The following is a 17388-nucleotide window of genomic DNA, read 5'->3' on the forward strand; positions in this document are numbered from 1 at the left end:
ATGAGCAACGCGAAAGGGCCTTGGCCCTGACCGCGAAGGAGGAGAGAGGATGACCCAGTCAGGCACAATCCGCACCGGCATCGGCGGCTGGACCTTCGATCCGTGGGAAGGCACCTTCTATCCGGAGAAGCTGCCGAAGAAGAGGCAGCTCGAATATGCGAGCCGCGAGCTGATGGCGATCGAGGTCAACGGCACCTACTACTCCAGCCAGAAGCCGGAGACCTTCGCCAAATGGGCGTCGGACGTGCCGGAGAATTTCGTCTTTTCGCTGAAGGCGAGCCGTTTCTGCACCAACCGCAAGGTGCTCGCCGAGGCGGGGCCGTCCGTCGAAAAATTCCTGACCCAGGGGATCACCGAACTCGGCGCGCATCTCGGGCCAATCCTCTGGCAGTTCATGGGAACGAAGAAGTTCGAACCGGAGGATTTCGAGGCCTTTCTGGCGCTGCTGCCGAAGAGCCAGGACGGGATCGCGTTGCGGCATGTGGTCGAGCCACGACACGCCTCGTTCCAGGTACCGGAATTCATAGCGCTCTTGAAGAAATACGAGGTCGCGGCGGTCTGCGCCGATCATCACGACTATCCGATGTTCGCCGATCCGACGGCCGATTTCGTCTATGCGCGGCTGCAGAAGGGAGAGGACGACATCCCCACCTGCTATCCGGAAAAGGAAGTCGAGGCCTGGGCCGGCCGGCTAAAGCGCTACGCCGCCGGAGCGATGCCGGACGACCTGCCGAAAATTGCCGAAGAGGAGACCGTGGCGAAGAAGCCGCGGGACGTCTTCGCCTTCTTCATTACCGGTGGCAAGGTCAATGCGCCGAACGGCGCAAGGGTGCTGCAGGCGGCGGTTTCCTGAAGCCGAAACTGTCATATGACAAAATTGTGACGCCGGCGAATCTGGGATATGGTCCGTCGTGTTGCCGACCTCATCGGGGCCGGAAATAGCGGAGGCTTTCCGGCTGCGGCCCGGAGCGGCCGCTTCCCCTCACAACGCCTTCCGGGTTCCTCATGTCGGGCATCGTCGTCTTCATCAATCTCGCCGGCGCCGTCGCGCTTCTCCTGTGGGCGACGCGCATGGTGCGCACCGGCATCGAACGCGCCTACGGCCATGTGCTGAAAGACAAGCTGCGGCTCGCCGTCGGCAACCGGGTCACCGCCGGCGTCGCAGGCTTTGCGCTGGCCGTGGCACTACAGAGCGCGACCGCCGTCGCGCTGATCGTCGCCTCCTTCGTCGCCGGCGGCTATGTCTCGTCGGGGATCGGCATCGCCACCCTGCTCGGCGCCGATTTCGGTTCGGCCTTCGTCGTGCGCATCCTGCGTCACGACCTGTCGCTCCTGATCCCGATCCTGCTGCTGATGGGCACCGTGGCATTCCGCGCCTCGGAAACCCGTGGCTGGCGACAGGCGGGCCGCATCTTCTTCGGGCTCGGCCTGCTGCTCCTTTCGCTCAGGCTGATCGGCGAGGCCTCCGACCCGCTGCGCACCAGCCAGATCCTGCCGCTCCTCATCAACTATCTCTCGCGGGACTGGATCACCGCCTTCCTTCTTTCGGCGCTCCTCGCCTGGGCCTTCCATTCCAGCGTCGCGACGATCCTGCTCTTCGCCTCGCTGGCGGACCGCGGGCTGCTGCCGCCGGTGCTGATCATTCCGATGGTGCTCGGCGCGAATTTCGGCGCGGCGGTGATCGGCGCGATGCTCACCAAGAACGCCGAAAGCGCCGCCCGCGTCGTGCCGCTCGGCAATGTCGTCATCCGCGGGCTCGGCACGCTTGCCGCACTCGCCGTCCAGCTCGTCTTCGTGGTGCCTTCGGAGCTTTTCGCGAGCCACCCCGGCGACGCCGTCGTGATGGTGCACCTAGCGCTCAACGGCGCGGTGCTTCTCCTCGGCCTGCCGTTTGCCGGCATCGTGGCCCGCCTGCTCGAACGCCTGCTGACGAAGCCGGTCGCCGCCGAGGCGGAGGGACCGGAAGAGCGTCTCTCGGCGCTCAACCCGACCGACCTCGCCAACCCGAAACAGGCGATCGCCAACGCCACCCGCGAGGTGCTGAGCGTCTGCGACAAGACCGAGGTGATGCTGAACCGCATCTTCGAGCTCTACGAGACCTTCGATCCGAAGAAGCTGCAGCGCCTCGAGGCGCTCGACGACGAGATCGACCGCACCCATCGCGACATCAAGTTCTATCTCGCGCGGATTTCCGAAAGCGCGCTCGACGAGGAGTCGGCGGCGCAGTCGCAGAACCTGCTGAGCGCTGCGATCAAGGTGGAGCAGGCGGCGGACATCATCGCCCAGAACATGGCGACGAGAGCGCGCAAGAAGCACGATCGCAAGGTCGCCTTCTCCGACGAGGGCTGGAGCGAGCTGAAAGCGATGCACAACGAAGTGGTCAAGAACGCGCGCCTCGCCTTCAACCTGCTGGTCGACCGCGATGTCGAATATGCCCGCCAGCTCGTCGCCCGCAAGGAGGTTGTGCGCAACCTCGTGCGCCAGAGCGAGGAGCGGCACCTGCAGCGGCTGCGCGATGGCAATATCGCAAGCTTCGAATCGAGCTCGCTGCATATCGACACCATGCGGGACCTCAAGGAGATCAATTCGCTGGTCGCCTCGATCGGCTATCCGCTGCTTGAGGACGAGGGCATGCTGCGGCGGAGCCGCCTGCTCTGACGGGCGAAACCGCTTCCGTCTTCTTCTCGGATCACCAGTCGCTCAAGAGCCGGCGGCCTCGCCGGCCGGCGCCTTGCGGGCGAGCCAGCGCGGATTGAAGACGTTCATCACCAGACCGAGGACGATGAGCGCGGCGGCCATCACCCGCAGCGGCCCGAAATCCTCGCCGAGCACCAGGGCTGCCGACGACATGCCGAAGACCGGGACGAGCAGCGAGAACGGCGCGACGGTCGAAACCCCGTAACGGCTGATCATCGCTCCCCAAACCGCGAAACCGAAGACGGTCGCACCATAAGCGACGAAGAGTACCGCCCCTGCCCCTTCGAGGTTGAGGTTCGCCAATGCCTGCAGGTCGCGGTCCCAGCCCTCGAAGAGAGCGGAGATGATGAAAAGTGGGATCGGCGGCACGAGGCTCACCCAGACCATCAGGTTCAGCATCTGAACCTTGCCGACCTTCTTCATCAGCATGTTCGAGCAGGCCCAGGCGACAGCGGCGGCAAGAACGAGCACGAGGCCCGCGACGGTGAACGTACCATCGATCGAGCTGGCGATGAGCGCGACTCCGGAAAAGGCGAGGATCATGCCGGCAACCTGCAGCGGCCGCGGCCGGTCACCGTAAAGGAGAAAGGCGAGCAGGACGGTGAAGAAGGCCTGCGACTGCAGGAGCAGCGAGGCTAGGCCGGGCGGTGCGCCGACATTCATGCCGATGAAGAGGAAGGAGAACTTCACCACGCCGAGCATCAGGCCGATGCCGAGGATCAGCCGCCACGGCACATCCGGCCGGCGGATGAAGAAGGCGAGCGGCACGGCGGCAAAAAGGAAGCGGAGCGCGGAAAAGAGAAGCGGCGGGAAATTGTCGAGGCCGAGCTTGATGACCACGAAATTGAAGCCCCAGACGGCGGCGACGAGGACGAGCATCAGGATGTGAAGGGGCGACATGGGGGCGAATCTCCGGCGTGCTGGTGGACGATCGATACACCCTCGCCCGCGCTTGCGAAAAACGTATTCTGCTAATGCCAGCGATCGATATGGTTGATGAGGGTCTCCGCGGTGAGGCTCGCGCCGGCCCGGCATGCCGCCTCTCCATGCAGCCAGACACCGGCCGCCGCCGCCTCGAAGGCCGGCACGCCCTGCGCCAGAAGCCCGCCGATGATGCCGGCGAGCACATCGCCCGATCCGGCGGTGGCGAGAGAGGCGGGAGCATTCTCGTTGATGACGGCGCGGCCGTCCGCCGCGGCGATCACGCTGTCGGCGCCCTTGTAGACGACGGCCGCGTTGGCGCGCGCGGCGGCCTGCCTTGCCCGGTCGACCTTGCTCAGCGCCGGATCGGCGGCGAGATCGGGGAAGAGCCTCGCGAACTCGCCCTCGTGCGGCGTCAGCACCAGACGTGGCGCTCCATCCGCAAAGGCTGAGAAGAGCGCCTTCGGGTCCTCCGCGAAGGCGCTGATGCCGTCGGCGTCGAGGACGAGGTGCCGGCAGGCGGCGGCGAGCGCGGCGACGAAGGCGCGGGCCTTCGGGCCCACGCCGAAACCGGGTCCGAGGACGAAGGTGGCGCGCCGCTCGTCGCGAAGGTAGTCGGCGAGGTCGCTCTCGGTGTCGACCGCTTTCAGCATCACGGCGGTCAGGTGGGCAGCGTTGGCCGCCGCCGCTTCCGTTGGCGAGACGACGGTGACGAGCCCCGCCCCTGCCCTCAGACCCGCGGCGGCGGCGAGCCGTGCGGCGCCCGTCGCGGTGGCCGGTCCCGAAAAGACGGTGAGATGGCCGCGGCGGAACTTGTGGGCGGCGGCATCGGCCGTGGGCATGGACGTCCGCCACTCCTGCGGGCCGTTGACGAAGAGGCGCTCGTCCTTGGCCTCGACGAGGCGGAACGGGATGCCGATGTCGAAGGTTTCGACCGTGCCGCAATAGAGCCGGCCGGGAAGCAGGAGATGGCCCGGCTTGCGGGTCATGAAGGTGACGGTGTGGTGCGCCCGGAAGGCGGCCCCCATGACGGCGCCGGTGCGCCCATCTATCCCCGAAGGCAAGTCGACGGCAACAACCGGCAGGCCGGCCTCATCGACCCGCCGCACGACGTCGGCGACGACGGGCGGCACCGCGCGGGCGAGCCCTGCCCCGAAGATCGCATCGACGATCACGTCGCCCTCAGCCGGGCGCCAGGTTTCGAGCGGTTCTCCAGGGATCGGGCAATGCGAGCGGGCCGTTGCGGCATCCCCCTTGAGCTTCGCCGGATCGCCCAGATGAAAAACGGCGACCGCAGCGCCAGCCGCCCGCAGGGCGCGCGCCGCGACATAGCCGTCGCCGCCGTTGTTGCCGGGACCGCACAGGACGACGAAGCGTTCTCCACCGGGAAAGAGCCTGAGGACGGCGGCGGCGACCGCCTGCCCCGCCTTCTCCATCAGGCCGAAGGAATCAATGCCCGACGCCGCAGCCGCAGCGTCCACCTCTCCCATCGCCGACGGCGTCAGCAGCCAGTTGTCGCGTCCCTTTGCCATACCGCCATTGAACGCATTCCGCTTGGAAAGACAACAGGCATCACGGCCACAGCACGAATGAACAAACAGAATGCATTTGCCTATTTTGTAATCACGAAACGCCCGCTTTGCAGGCATATCCGGCATTTGCGAATTCCGTCGAAAAATCGGTCGATTTCGCCCTCCTGCGGCATTTTTGCTCGAATTTCGTAACCGTTTTCTCCGGAAATGCGCCCGATTTGCCCTTTCGCCTCAAAAAACAGGGCATTTTTTTGAAAAACCTGTCGCCAACTGGCACGGCACGTGCATCAATATGGGCGAGTGGGATCATCCTGCTGCAATGAGAGAAGCGGAGAGAAATTTTCTCATGAAAAAGATCGAAGCGATCATAAAGCCGTTCAAGCTCGACGAAGTGAAGGAAGCCCTTCAGGAAGTCGGCTTGCAAGGCATCACCGTCACGGAGGCCAAGGGGTTCGGTCGCCAGAAGGGACATACCGAGCTTTACCGGGGGGCGGAATACGTCGTGGATTTCCTGCCCAAGGTGAAGGTCGAGGTTGTCCTGGCGGACGAAAACGTGGAAGCCGTCATCGACGCGATCCGCAACGCCGCCCAGACGGGCCGGATCGGCGATGGAAAGATCTTCGTTTCGAATGTGGAGGAAGTCGTCCGCATCCGTACCGGCGAAACCGGCGTCGACGCCATCTAAAACATCCGTCCTCTTCCGGAGGCGGACCAGTCTATCGTCATCTCACCCAAGGAATTCGATAATGACGACCGCAAACGACATTCTGAAGCAAATCAAGGATAACGACGTCAAGTTCGTCGACCTGCGCTTTACCGACCCGAAGGGCAAATTGCAGCACGTCACGATGGACGTCTGCTGCGTCGATGAGGACATGTTCGCCGACGGCGTCATGTTCGACGGTTCCTCGATCGCCGGCTGGAAGGCGATCAACGAGTCCGACATGGTTCTGATGCCCGATCCGGCGACCGTTCACATGGACCCGTTCTTCGCACAGTCGACCATGGTCATCATGTGCGACATCCTCGATCCCATTTCGGGCGAAGCCTATAACCGCGACCCGCGCGGCACCGCCAAGAAGGCGGAAGCCTACCTCAAGGCCTCGGGCATCGGCGACACGATCTTCGTCGGTCCGGAAGCGGAATTCTTCGTCTTCGACGATGTGAAGTACAAGGCCGATCCCTACAACACCGGCTTCAAGCTCGACTCGTCGGAACTTCCGTCGAACGACGACACCGACTACGAGACCGGCAACCTCGGCCACCGTCCGCGCGTCAAGGGCGGCTATTTCCCGGTTCCGCCGGTCGACAGCCTGCAGGACATGCGTTCCGAAATGCTGACCGTGCTCGCCGAAATGGGCGTCACCGTCGAAAAGCATCACCATGAGGTCGCGGCTGCCCAGCATGAGCTCGGCGTCAAGTTCGACGCGCTGGTGCGCAACGCCGACAAGATGCAGATCTACAAGTATGTCGTTCACCAGGTCGCCAATGCCTACGGCAAGACCGCGACCTTCATGCCGAAGCCGATCTTCGGCGACAACGGCTCGGGCATGCACGTCCACATGTCGATCTGGAAGGACGGCAAGCCGACCTTCGCCGGCGACGAATACGCCGGTCTTTCCGAAACCTGCCTCTACTACATCGGCGGCATCATCAAGCACGCGAAGGCGATCAACGCCTTCACCAACCCGTCGACCAACTCCTACAAGCGTCTGGTCCCTGGCTATGAGGCACCGGTTCTGCTCGCCTACTCGGCGCGCAACCGTTCGGCTTCCTGCCGCATTCCGTTCGGCTCCAACCCGAAGGCCAAGCGCGTCGAGATCCGCTTCCCCGACCCGACCGCCAACCCGTATCTCGCCTTCGCGGCGATGCTGATGGCCGGCCTCGACGGGATCAAGAACAAGATCCATCCCGGCAAGGCAATGGACAAGGACCTCTACGACCTGCCGCCGAAGGAGCTGAAGAAGATCCCGACGGTGTGCGGCTCGCTGCGCGAGGCACTCGAATCGCTCGACAAGGACCGCAAGTTCCTGACCGCCGGCGGCGTCTTCGACGACGACCAGATCGACTCGTTCATCGAGCTGAAGATGCAGGAGGTCATGCGTTTCGAAATGACCCCGCATCCGGTCGAATACGACATGTACTACTCGGTCTGATCCGGGTTTCCTCCGGCCCTCGGGCTGGTGGACGGACAAGCCGGCGACGCCACGCGTCGCCGGTTTTTCTTTTTGATTCAGATTGAAGTGCCTTTTTCCTGATATCTCACTTCAGGATTATGGCACGCGAAATCACCTTTCCTCCTCACGCAGGGCGCGATAGGCTTCCTGCTCGAGACTCGCCTGCCCGCGCCACCGGCGCACCGCCTTCCGTTCTTCTCCGGAGTTCCGATGACTGACCGCAGCAAGGCCGCGCAACCGCGAGCGCTCGACTGGCTTCTCTATTTCCTGGCGCCGGTCTTCTTCTCCAGCAACCTCATCTTCGGCCGCGGCATCACCGGCGAGATCGCCCCCTTCACCACTGCCTTCCTGCGCTGGATCGGCTCGGCGATCGTCATCTTTCCCTTCGTCTATGCCGAGCGGCGGACCTGCCTTGCCTTCGTGCGGAGCCACACGACGATCTGGCTGGTGCTCGGCTTTCTCGGCATGGGTATCTGCGGCGGTTTCGTCTACTGGGCGCTGACGCTCACGACCGCCTCCAACGCAACGCTGATCTACACCACCTCGTCGCTGTTCATCATCCTCTTGCAATGGCTGCTGCAGGGGCGCCGCATCCGTCCGGGCGAACTGCTCGGCATGGCGATCGCCTTTTCCGGCGTCGCCATCATCGTGCTCAAGGGGGACTGGTCGGCGGCGAAGAGTTTCACCTTCAATATCGGCGACCTCGGCATTCTCGTCGCGGCGATCGCCTTCGCGCTCTACTCGCTCTTGCTGCGGCACCCGGACGTCGCGGCGATGCCGCCGCTGCCACTCTTCGGCCTTCTGGCGTTTTCCGGCGCCATCGTGCTCCTGCCGCCTGCCCTCTACGAGGTGGCGACGGGCGGGCTCCTGCCCGACAGTGCGAGCGACTGGACGAAGCTTGCCGGGATCATCGCCTTCGCCTCGCTCGCCGCCTTCTATTGCTTCCAGCATGCGGTGCGCGTCTTCGGTCCGGCGATGGCCGGCGTCACGCTCTACCTGATGCCGCCGACCTCGATCATCATGGCGGTCATCCTGCTCGGCGAGCGCTTCGAAACCTATCACGCGATCGGCATCGTGCTGGTGACGGGCGGACTGATGCTTGCGACGGCACCGGTCAGGCGCCGGCCCTGACTAAGCGATGCGCGACACGGTTTTGTCGCACATTGAACGGTTTTCACCCTAAACCCTTGATTATCGATGTCCTCAACCCCAATTTCTTGGGGGAAAGGATGTTCACGCCATGAAACAGAGCAACGCAAAATTTGGCATCGGGGAAGTCGTCCGCCACAAGTTCTTTCCGTTCCGGGGCGTCGTTTTTGATGTGGATCCGGAGTTTGCGAATTCGGAAGAATGGTGGAACTCGATACCGGCCGAGGTCCGGCCGAACAGGGACCAGCCCTTCTATCACCTGCTCGCGGAGAACGAGGAGACGGAATACGTCGCCTATGTTTCGGAGCAGAACCTGGAACACGACGACAGCGACATTCCGCTGCGCAATCCACAAGTGAACCAGATCTTCGTGATGGAGCAGGCGGGCCGTTACAAGCCGCGGGTCAACTTCGCCCACTAGATCATCGTCAGCCGCACGGCGATACGAACGAAAAAAGGCCCGGGAGACCGGGCCTTTTCCTTTGATACTCTTTCGGCAATCAGTTGCCGGTCTTCGCCTTGTCCTGGGCGGCCTCGAGTGCCTTGCGGCTCTCGTCGGTCTTCTTCTGCATGACTTCCTGCAGGAGGCGCTGGCGCTCCTCGGCCTGCGACTGCGACATCGCCTCGCCGTCATAGGCGCCGGTGAAGCCTTCGAGCGTAATCTTGATCGGGTTCGGCGCGCGGCGGAAGTTGATCGAGGTGAAGACCACCTCGTTGCCCTTCTTGAGGCTCGCGATGACCGCGTCGGTCAGCGGCATCTCGGCCGTGCAGCGGTCAGGCAGGCAGACGGCGTAGTCGAGCTTCTGGCCCTTGCCGCCGTCGATCTGCATCATGATGCCCGGCGGGATGAGACGGGCGGTCGGAACGGTGACCTGCAGGATCTTGCGGTTGATCTTGCCTTCGACGCTGATGAGGCCGACGGCCGTCAGGAGCTGACCGTTCTGGGCGAGCTGCTGATTCTGCACCACGCAGACATCGTTGTCCTCCTGCTTCTGGCAGGTCTTGAACCACTTCGGCGGAGCGGCATTCGCGGCGGCGCCGGCATCCTGTGCGGCAGAAACCGCAGGAACGGCGGCCGTGCCGACGGTGAGGACAAGCGCGGAAAGAACAGCCCGCGTGGCTTTGTTTGCTTTAAGCATCATACGAATTCCGTCTCCTGAAAACCAATCCCGAACCGCACTCACGGTACGGCACCGCTCGGTCGTGCTGCCAGTCACCTGTCGTTCAAATGAGGCAAATACATGACCTTGGCTACCCGGTCACACCTGTTACATCGGGCAACGGCGAATATCCAGCCCTTCTTTGGGCCTTCCTTGCGCCGCGGGGCGAAATTGGCCGCCTGATGTGTTGGTTTTATGGTCTTCGTGGTAGCCTCCGCCCGCGAATCCGACATTAGCCGAAAGGAATCGACGTGCGCCGCCTTCTTCTTCCCATCCTCTTCCTGGGCTTTTCCGGACTGGCTCAGGCCGAGCCCGTCCACGGCATCGCCATGCATGGCCAGGTGGCGCTGCCTGCGGACTATACACACTTCCCCTACGTGAACCCGCAAGTGAAGAAGGGCGGCAAGATCTCCTACGGCGTCGTCGGCACCTTCGACAGCCTCAATCCCTTCGTCATCAAGGGCATGCGCACGACAGCGCGCGGCGTGTGGGATCCGGAATACGGCAATCTTTTCTACGAGGCGCTTATGCAGCGCTCGAGCGACGAGCCGTTCTCGCTCTACGGCCTGCTGGCGGAAAGCGTGGAATGGGACGAGGAGCGCAGCTTCATCCAGTTCAATCTCAATCCGAAGGCGCACTGGCACGACGGCAAGCCGGTGACGGCGGAAGACGTTATCTTCTCCTTCAAGCTCCTCGCCGAAAAGGGACGCCCGCCCTACAACAAGCGCCTCGACGTCGTCTCCAAGATGGAACAGGTGGGCGAGCGCAGCGTGCGCTTCACCTTCAACGAGAAGGCCAACCGCGAGACACCGCTGATCCTCGCACTGTCGATGCCGATCCTGCCGAAGCACGCGGTCGATCCGGCGACGTTCGAACAGACCTCGCTTGCGATCCCGGTCGCCTCCGGCCCCTACAAGATCAAGTCGATCCAACCCGGCGAAAGGATCGTCTGGCAGCGCGACCCGGACTACTGGGGCAAGGATATCCCCTCCAAGGTCGGCTTCGACAACTACGACGAAATCTCCGTCACCTACTTCCTGCAGGATTCGACGCTTTTCGAAGCCTTCAAGAAGGGCGATGTCGACGTTTATCCCGACGGTGACGCGAATCACTGGGACCGTGCCTATGATTTCCCCGCCGTGCAGAAGGGTGACGTCGTCAAGGAAGTGTTCAAGCCGGGCCTTCCCTCGGGCATGCTCGGTTTCGTCTTCAACACCCGCCGGCCGATCTTCGCCGACGTGCGGGTGCGCGAGGCGCTGTCGCTCGCCTTCGATTTCGAATGGATGAACAAGACACTCTACGACAACGCATTCCAGCGCACGCAGAGCTTCTGGCAGAATTCCAAGCTCGGCGCCTACGGCAACGCCGCCGACGCGCGCGAACTGGCACTGCTCGGCCCGGCGAAGGACAAGATCGGTGCGGAAATCCTCGCCGGCACCTACACCATGCCGGTGACGGATGCCTCCGGCAGCGACCGCAAGGTGCTGCGCGAGGCCGTCGGCCTGCTCAAGGAGGCCGGCTACACGATCCAGGGCGGCAAGATGGTCGATGCCGCCGGCAAGCCGCTCGCCTTCGAGGTGATGACCCAGAACGCCGGCCAGGAGAAGATGGCAGTCGCTTATCAGCGGGCGCTGAAGATGATCGGCGTCGACATGGCGATCCGCACGGTCGACGATGCGCAGTACCAAGCCCGCTCGAACAGCTTCGACTACGACATGATCATCAAGGCCTACACCTCGTCGCTGTCGCCGGGTGCAGAGCAGGTCAACCGCTGGGGATCGGCATCGAAGGACGCGCAGGGCAGCTTCAACTATGCGGGTGTGGCCGATCCGGATATCGACCGGATGATCGACGCGCTGATGAATGCGCGCACCCAGGAGGATTTCCAGGCCGCCGTGCGCGCCTATGACCGCCTGCTGGTCGACGGCCACTATGTCGTGCCGCTCTATCACCTCGGCGAACAGTGGGTGGCACACTGGACACGTATCGCCCGCCCTGAGCAGGTGCCGCTCTACGGCTATCAGCTGCCGACCTGGTGGGATGCGCGGGCGCAGTGACGGACGTCCGCCTCTGCTTCTTGTCCGGTGGTGTTTCAGGGGTGGTTCCCGAAAGGTAACGCCTTGAAGCGCCGGGCCATTGGCCCTAAGTGGCGGAAACAGAAGTTTTTCGCCGCCTAAGTCCATGAAAGGAAGCCCCATGCAGCGCATCACCATCGACATCGTCTCCGACGTCGTCTGCCCCTGGTGCTTCCTCGGAAAGGCGCGTCTCGACCTCGCGATCGCCGAGGTGCAGGACGAGGTCTCCGTCGACGTGAACTGGCGTCCCTACCGTCTCAACCCCGACTATCCGCCGGAAGGTGTCGACCAGCAGGTGGAACTTGCCCGCAAGCTCGGCGGCAAGGAGAACATGGATCGCGCCCACGAGCAGTTGAAGGCGCTCGGACGCGAGGTCGGAATCGCCTTCGACTTCGATGCGATCAGGATCGGCCCGAACACGCTCGACGCCCACCGGCTGATTCACTGGGCCGGAACCGAGGACCGCGAGGCGCAACAGCGCGTCGTTTCCGCGCTGTTCAAGGCCAATTTCGAGGAAGGCCGCAATGTCGGCGACAAGGCCGTCCTGCTCGACATCGCCGAGAAGGCGGGTCTCGACCGCGCGGTGATTTCGACCCTCCTCGAGGGAGATGCCGACAAGGCGCATGTGCTTTCCGAAATCGATGCCGCGCAGAAGATGGGGGTGAACGGCGTGCCTTTCTTCATCTTCGACCAGAAATATGCCGTCAGCGGCGCGCAGACGCCGGAGGTGCTCACCAATGCGCTCCGCGACATCGCGCGCCTCAAGGCGGAAGATCAGCGAAAACTGAATTGACGCCTGTCAGGAAGGGACCTATCCAGACGGCATCGCCCCTCGCCCCGGAATATCCCTCTTGTCCCAAGACACCACGCTCAAAGGCGTCCTGATCGCCTTCGTCTGCTTTGTCGCCTATGCCATCAGCGACGCTTCGGTGAAGCTTATCGACGGCCGCGTGCCGCCACTCGAAGCGGCCTTCTTCGGCTCCTGCTTCGGCCTCCTCGCGGTCCCCTTCCTGCTGAAGCGGGGCGACCGCTTGTCCGATCTCGTGCGCACGACCAACCGGCCGCTCTGGCTCCTGCGATTCGTCTGTTCGGCGATCGGCACCGTCGGCAGCATCATCGCCTTCACTGAGCTCAGCATGGCGGAGGCGTTCAGCCTGATCTTCCTGCTGCCCTCCTTTGCAACCATCCTCTCGGTGATCTTCCTCAAGGAGAAAGTGGGGCCGCGGCGCTGGTCGGCCGTCGTCATCGGTTTCGTCGGCGTACTGATCGTTTTGCGTCCGGGTTTCCGGGAACTGTCGTTCGGACACCTGACGGCGCTCGTTTCCGGCTTCACCGGCGCCGTCTCCATCGTCATCTACCGGGCGGTCGGCCCGGCCGAAAAGAGCGTGTCGCTCTATGGCGCGGGTTTTCTCGGCAGCCTCCTGATTTCCGGGGCGCTGATGGCGCCCGGTTTCGTCTGGCCGACGGTCCACGATTTTTCGCTTCTGGCGTCCTTCGGCATCCTCGCGACCGTCGGCAACGTCCTGCTGATGGTCGCCTCCTTCTATGCCTCGGCGGCGGTCGTCGGGCCGATCCAGTACAGCCAGATGATCTGGGCGGTGCTCTTCGGCTACGTGCTTTTCGGCGACCGCCTGGACACGCCGATGTTCGCCGGCATCGTGCTGATCGTCGGCTCTGGCCTCCTCACCGTCATCCGCGAACGAACGCGTGGTGTGCCCCTGCCGCCTTCGCTCGCCGCAGCGCCACAGGCGGCCCTTCCGGCGGAGCCGGAGGCCTCGGCATATGCCGAGGCTATCAGGGTTGACGCGCCAGTTCCGCGAACTGAGTCATGACCATCGCCGCGCCGGCGAGCCGCTTTTCGGGCGTCGGCAGGTCGCGGGTCAAAAAGACGCTCTGGTCCGGGCGGATCTTCGCCATCGTGCCCTGTTTGGCGATATAGCCGACGAGGGCGGCCGGGTTCGGGAATTCCTTGTTGCGGAACTGCACGACCACGCCCTTCGGTCCCGCCTCGAGCTTTTCGACGTTGGCCTTGCGGCAGAGCGCCTTGATGTAGACGACCTTCAACAGGCTCTGGACTTCCGCCGGCATCGGGCCGAAGCGGTCGATCATTTCCGCGCCGAAGGCATCGATCTCTCCGAGTTCTGTCAGCTCGCCGAGGCGGCGATAAAGGCCGAGGCGCAGGTGCAGGTCCGGCACGTAGTCGTCGGGGATCATGACGGAGGTGCCGACGGAAATCTGCGGCGACCAGCCGGTATCCTCGACGACATCGACGCCCTTCACCTCGGCGACCGCCTCTTCCAGCATGTGCTGATAGAGTTCGAAGCCGACCTCCTTGATGTGGCCGGACTGCTCCTCGCCGAGCAGGTTACCGGCACCGCGGATGTCGAGGTCGTGGCTCGCGAGCTGGAAGCCGGCGCCGAGCGTATCGAGCGACTGCAGGACTTTGAGGCGACGCTCGGCCGACGAGGTCAGCACCTTGTTGACCGGCAGCGTCAAGAGCGCGAAGGCGCGGACCTTGGAACGCCCGACGCGGCCGCGCAATTGATAGAGCTGGGCGAGGCCGAACATGTCGGCCCGGTGGACGACCAGCGTGTTGGCGGTCGGCACGTCGAGGCCCGATTCGACAATGGTGGTCGAGAGGAGCACGTCGTAGCGGCCGTCGTAGAAGGCATTCATGATGTCTTCGAGCTCGCCGGCGGCCATCTGGCCGTGGGCGACGGCGACCTTCAGTTCCGGCACGTCCGATTGCAGGAAGGCCTGCACGTCGGCGAGATCGGAGAGCCGCGGGCAGACATAGAAGCTCTGACCACCGCGATAGTGTTCGCGCATCAGCGTCTCGCGGATCACCAGCGGGTCGAACGGCGAGATGAAGGTGCGAACCGCCATGCGGTCGACCGGCGGCGTGGTGATGAGCGAGAGTTCGCGGACGCCGGTCATCGCTAGCTGCAGCGTGCGCGGGATCGGCGTCGCCGACAGCGTCAGCACGTGGACGTCCGACTTCAGCTCCTTCAGCCGTTCCTTGTGCTTGACGCCGAAGTGCTGCTCCTCGTCGATGATGAGGAGGCCGAGATTGGCGAACTTGATGCCGGAGCCGAGAAGCGCATGGGTGCCGACGACGATGTCGGTCTTGCCGTCCGCCACTTCCTTCTTGACCAGATTGAGCTCCTTGGCGCCGACGAGGCGCGACGCCTGCTGTACGCGGATCGGCAGCCCGCGGAAACGCTCGGAAAAGGTCTTGAAATGCTGGCGGGCGAGAAGCGTGGTCGGCACGACGACCGCCACCTGCACGCCGTTCATCGCAGCGGTGAAGGCGGCTCTGAGCGCCACTTCCGTCTTGCCGAAGCCGACGTCGCCGCAGACGAGGCGATCCATCGGACGGCCGGCGCCGAGATCGCCGCGCACCGCCTCGATGGCGTTCATCTGGTCCTCGGTCTCGTCATAGGGGAAGCGGGCGGCGAATTCGTCGTAGAGGCCTTCCTGGGTGGTGAGCACCGGCGCGGACCGCGTCAGCCGTTCCGCGGCGATGCGGATCAGGCCGTCGGCCATGTCGAGCAGGCGGCGCTTGAGCTTCGCCTTGCGCATCTGCCAGGCGCCGCCGCCGAGGCGGTCGAGCTGGGCATCGCTCCCCTCCGAGCCGTAGCGCGACAGGAGATCGATGTTCTCGACGGGCAGGAAGAGCTTTGCGTCGTCGGCGTAGAGCAGTTCGAGGCAGGCATGCGGCGCGCCGGCCGCCTCGATGGTGCGCAGGCCGACAAAGCGGCCGATGCCGTGTTCGGCGTGGACGACGATCGATCCTTCGTCCAGACCCGCAACCTCGGAGATGAAATCGGCGGCACGCTTGCGGCGCTTGGAGCGGCGCACCATGCGGTCGCCGAGAATATCCTGTTCACCGACGATGACGAGATCGCCCGCTTCGAACCCGCCTTCGAGGCTGAGGACAGCGGCACCGCCCTCGCCCTTCTTCAGCGTGTCGATGTCCTTCAGCGACTTAACCGGAACCAGCTTTTCGAGCCCGTGCTCGGCAAGCACCTGGCAGAGGCGGTCGAGCGAGCCGTCCGACCAGCCGGCGACGAGCACCTTGGCGCCCGAGGCGCGCTTGTCGGCAATGTAGCGGACGGCCTGGTCGAAGACGTTGACGCGATTGCCCTCGGCAGCGTCGACGGCCGTCTTCGCCCAGCGCGGGCTCGGGCGGGCGGCGATCTCCACCACCTTCCGCGTTTCACCCTCATGTTCGGCGAAGGGCGAGATGCGGACCGGCGCCACAGCATCGAGCGCATTGGCGAACTGTTTGGCACTGAGGTAGAGGCGCTCGGGCGGCACGGGCTTGTAAGGGGTGCCCTGCGAAAGGTGGCTCTTGCCGGTCTCGCCGCTGTGGTGGCGCGCCTCGTAATAGTCGCGGATCTGCTTTGCGCGTTCCTCGGCGGCCTCGCGGACCGTGTGGTCGGTGACGATGAGGAAGCCTTCGAGATAGTCGAAGACCGTTTCCAGATGGTCGTGGAAGAGCGGCAGCCAGTGTTCGAGACCGGCATAGCGGCGCCCTTCCGAGACGGCGGCATAGAGCGCGTCGTCGCGGGTGGCTGCGCCGAAGAGCGAGAGATAGTTCTTGCGGAAGCGGGCGATGCTTTCCGGCGTCAGCGTCACTTCGCTCATCGGATTGAGATCGAGGGAGCGGGCCTGCCCCGTCGTGCGCTGGCTCGCCGGATCGAAATAGCGGATCGATTCCAGCGTGTCGCCGAAGAAATCGAGACGCACCGGCTCTTCCGCACCGGGCACGAAAACGTCGAGAATGCCGCCGCGGACGGCGAATTCGCCGACCTCGCGGACCGTCGCGACCCGTTCGAAACCGTTGCGTTCGAGCCGCGAGGCGACGTCGTCCATGCGGATCTGGTTGCCCGGACGGGCAGAGAAGGCAAGGCTCTCGATGACGTCGGCCGGGGCGACCCGCTGCAGCATCGCATTGACCGTCACGAGGACGACGCCCGGATGCGGCTTGCGGCGATGGGCGATCAGGCCGCCGAGCGCGGTCAGGCGGCGGGCGGAAACGTCAGCGCTTGGAGAGACGCGGTCATAGGGAAGGCAGTCCCAGGCCGGCAGGGTCAGCACCGGGATTTCCGGCGCGGCGAAAGAAAGGACCTGCTCGATGTCGGCGAGCTTCTGGCCGTCGGAGAGCACGTAGGCGACGGGCCGGCCCTGACGCGCGAGCTCCGCGATCAGGAAGGCATCCATGCCGTCCGGCACGCTCGAAAGTGTCAGCGCGGTTTCGGCCTGCGCGATCGTCCTGGCGTCGAAGAGGGAGATCATTCTGCCTTTCCGGTGGGTTCCATGGTGACCGGCGAAAAGTCCGGACGACAGGCGGCGATGCGCTCGAAGAGCGGTGTCCGGTGGCGCTCGGGGACAGCTTCGGCTCCGGTGATCCATTTCACCAGATCATTGTCTTCCTCGGCCATGATCCGTTCGAGTTCGTCGAGGTCGGCGTCGGAGAGGTCGGCGATCGCTTGTTCGGCGAACTGGCCGAGAACGAGGTCCATCTCGCGGATCCCGCGGTGCCAGCAACGGAAAAGGATGCGCCGGCGGCGCGGGTCGAGATCGGCGCTGGTGCGGGTCAATCCTGTCATTTCGGCATCCCTTCCTGTTGATGCGCCTCTATAGCCCCTGGGATCAGGATTGTCAGCCTTGC

Annotated in this window: 15 protein-coding genes; 10 read left to right on the forward strand and 5 right to left on the reverse strand. The window is 64.1% G+C overall.

Annotated elements, in window-relative coordinates; translation table 11 throughout:
• Positions 1-49 precede the first annotated feature (49 nt).
• Positions 50-853 carry a DUF72 domain-containing protein gene (locus EUU22_RS04405; RefSeq protein ID WP_129330856.1) on the forward strand — a complete coding sequence of 268 codons (804 nt, stop codon included), beginning with the start codon at positions 50-52 and terminating at the stop codon, positions 851-853.
• Between the two features lie 152 nt (positions 854-1005).
• The gene (locus EUU22_RS04410) at positions 1006-2658 is read left to right on the forward strand and encodes a Na/Pi cotransporter family protein (protein ID WP_129330857.1); all 1653 of its coding nucleotides are present in this window, start codon (positions 1006-1008) and stop codon (positions 2656-2658) included.
• A 42-nt stretch (positions 2659-2700) separates the two neighbouring features.
• Here the strand turns inward: EUU22_RS04410 and EUU22_RS04415 are convergent, their stop codons facing one another.
• Positions 2701-3597 (reverse strand): EamA family transporter, encoded by an 897-nt coding sequence (locus EUU22_RS04415; RefSeq protein ID WP_129330858.1) that lies wholly within the window; start codon positions 3595-3597, stop codon positions 2701-2703.
• Between the two features lie 71 nt (positions 3598-3668).
• On the reverse strand, positions 3669-5150 hold the full coding sequence (locus EUU22_RS04420) for an NAD(P)H-hydrate dehydratase (protein WP_129330859.1): 1482 nt from the start codon (positions 5148-5150) through the stop codon (positions 3669-3671).
• Positions 5151-5257: 107 nt separating this feature from the next.
• Here EUU22_RS04420 and EUU22_RS04425 point away from each other — a divergent pair, with 107 nt between their 5' ends.
• From EUU22_RS04425 to hspQ, 5 genes are all read left to right on the forward strand, one after another.
• Positions 5258-5473: a hypothetical protein gene (locus EUU22_RS04425; RefSeq protein WP_129330860.1), complete on the forward strand. Its 216-nt coding sequence runs from the start codon at positions 5258-5260 to the stop codon at positions 5471-5473.
• 23 nt (positions 5474-5496) lie between these two features.
• Positions 5497-5835 carry a P-II family nitrogen regulator gene (locus EUU22_RS04430; RefSeq protein ID WP_015916113.1) on the forward strand — a complete coding sequence of 113 codons (339 nt, stop codon included), beginning with the start codon at positions 5497-5499 and terminating at the stop codon, positions 5833-5835.
• Positions 5836-5896: 61 nt separating this feature from the next.
• Positions 5897-7306 carry a type I glutamate--ammonia ligase gene (gene glnA, locus EUU22_RS04435; RefSeq protein ID WP_129330861.1) on the forward strand — a complete coding sequence of 470 codons (1410 nt, stop codon included), beginning with the start codon at positions 5897-5899 and terminating at the stop codon, positions 7304-7306.
• 231 nt (positions 7307-7537) lie between these two features.
• Positions 7538-8458, forward strand: a complete 921-nt coding sequence (locus tag EUU22_RS04440; RefSeq protein WP_129330862.1) for a DMT family transporter — start codon at positions 7538-7540, stop codon at positions 8456-8458.
• Between the two features lie 109 nt (positions 8459-8567).
• Complete coding sequence (hspQ, locus tag EUU22_RS04445; protein WP_129330863.1) at positions 8568-8897, forward strand: heat shock protein HspQ; 330 nt, start codon at positions 8568-8570, stop codon at positions 8895-8897.
• A gap of 79 nt (positions 8898-8976) precedes the next feature.
• On the opposite strand, the gene EUU22_RS04450 is transcribed toward hspQ, so the two are convergent.
• The gene (locus EUU22_RS04450) at positions 8977-9618 is read right to left on the reverse strand and encodes an invasion associated locus B family protein (protein ID WP_129330864.1); all 642 of its coding nucleotides are present in this window, start codon (positions 9616-9618) and stop codon (positions 8977-8979) included.
• Between the two features lie 269 nt (positions 9619-9887).
• On the opposite strand from EUU22_RS04450, the gene EUU22_RS04455 reads away from it, so the two are divergent.
• From EUU22_RS04455 to EUU22_RS04465, 3 genes are all read left to right on the forward strand, one after another.
• Positions 9888-11693: an extracellular solute-binding protein gene (locus EUU22_RS04455; RefSeq protein ID WP_129330865.1), complete on the forward strand. Its 1806-nt coding sequence runs from the start codon at positions 9888-9890 to the stop codon at positions 11691-11693.
• A 139-nt stretch (positions 11694-11832) separates the two neighbouring features.
• The gene (locus EUU22_RS04460; protein WP_129330866.1) at positions 11833-12504 is read left to right on the forward strand and encodes a DsbA family oxidoreductase; all 672 of its coding nucleotides are present in this window, start codon (positions 11833-11835) and stop codon (positions 12502-12504) included.
• A 58-nt stretch (positions 12505-12562) separates the two neighbouring features.
• Complete coding sequence (locus EUU22_RS04465) at positions 12563-13543, forward strand: DMT family transporter (protein ID WP_129330867.1); 981 nt, start codon at positions 12563-12565, stop codon at positions 13541-13543.
• Here the strand turns inward: EUU22_RS04465 and mfd are convergent.
• Complete coding sequence (mfd, locus tag EUU22_RS04470; RefSeq protein ID WP_129330868.1) at positions 13506-17012, reverse strand: transcription-repair coupling factor; 3507 nt, start codon at positions 17010-17012, stop codon at positions 13506-13508. The two genes, EUU22_RS04465 and mfd, sit on opposite strands and share 38 nt — an antisense overlap.
• Positions 17009-17326 (reverse strand): succinate dehydrogenase assembly factor 2, encoded by a 318-nt coding sequence (locus EUU22_RS04475; protein ID WP_129330869.1) that lies wholly within the window; start codon positions 17324-17326, stop codon positions 17009-17011. The genes mfd and EUU22_RS04475 overlap by 4 nt, the downstream gene beginning before the upstream one ends.
• Positions 17327-17388 lie beyond the last annotated feature (62 nt).

Origin of the sequence: Ciceribacter ferrooxidans, assembly GCF_004137355.1 — a bacterium.
Classification (GTDB): domain Bacteria; phylum Pseudomonadota; class Alphaproteobacteria; order Rhizobiales; family Rhizobiaceae; genus Allorhizobium; species Allorhizobium ferrooxidans.

Coding starts and splice junctions, on each gene's coding strand:
- EUU22_RS04440 (WP_129330862.1), top strand. CDS start 7,538: ATGACTGACCGCAGCAAGGCCGCGCAACCGCGAGCGCTCGACTGGCTT.
- EUU22_RS04430 (WP_015916113.1), top strand. CDS start 5,497: ATGAAAAAGATCGAAGCGATCATAAAGCCGTTCAAGCTCGACGAAGTG.
- glnA (WP_129330861.1), top strand. CDS start 5,897: ATGACGACCGCAAACGACATTCTGAAGCAAATCAAGGATAACGACGTC.
- EUU22_RS04415 (WP_129330858.1), bottom strand. CDS start 3,597: ATGTCGCCCCTTCACATCCTGATGCTCGTCCTCGTCGCCGCCGTCTGG.
- EUU22_RS04405 (WP_129330856.1), top strand. CDS start 50: ATGACCCAGTCAGGCACAATCCGCACCGGCATCGGCGGCTGGACCTTC.
- EUU22_RS04420 (WP_129330859.1), bottom strand. CDS start 5,150: ATGGCAAAGGGACGCGACAACTGGCTGCTGACGCCGTCGGCGATGGGA.
- EUU22_RS04475 (WP_129330869.1), bottom strand. CDS start 17,326: ATGACAGGATTGACCCGCACCAGCGCCGATCTCGACCCGCGCCGCCGG.
- mfd (WP_129330868.1), bottom strand. CDS start 17,012: ATGATCTCCCTCTTCGACGCCAGGACGATCGCGCAGGCCGAAACCGCG.
- EUU22_RS04460 (WP_129330866.1), top strand. CDS start 11,833: ATGCAGCGCATCACCATCGACATCGTCTCCGACGTCGTCTGCCCCTGG.
- EUU22_RS04450 (WP_129330864.1), bottom strand. CDS start 9,618: ATGATGCTTAAAGCAAACAAAGCCACGCGGGCTGTTCTTTCCGCGCTT.
- hspQ (WP_129330863.1), top strand. CDS start 8,568: ATGAAACAGAGCAACGCAAAATTTGGCATCGGGGAAGTCGTCCGCCAC.
- EUU22_RS04410 (WP_129330857.1), top strand. CDS start 1,006: ATGTCGGGCATCGTCGTCTTCATCAATCTCGCCGGCGCCGTCGCGCTT.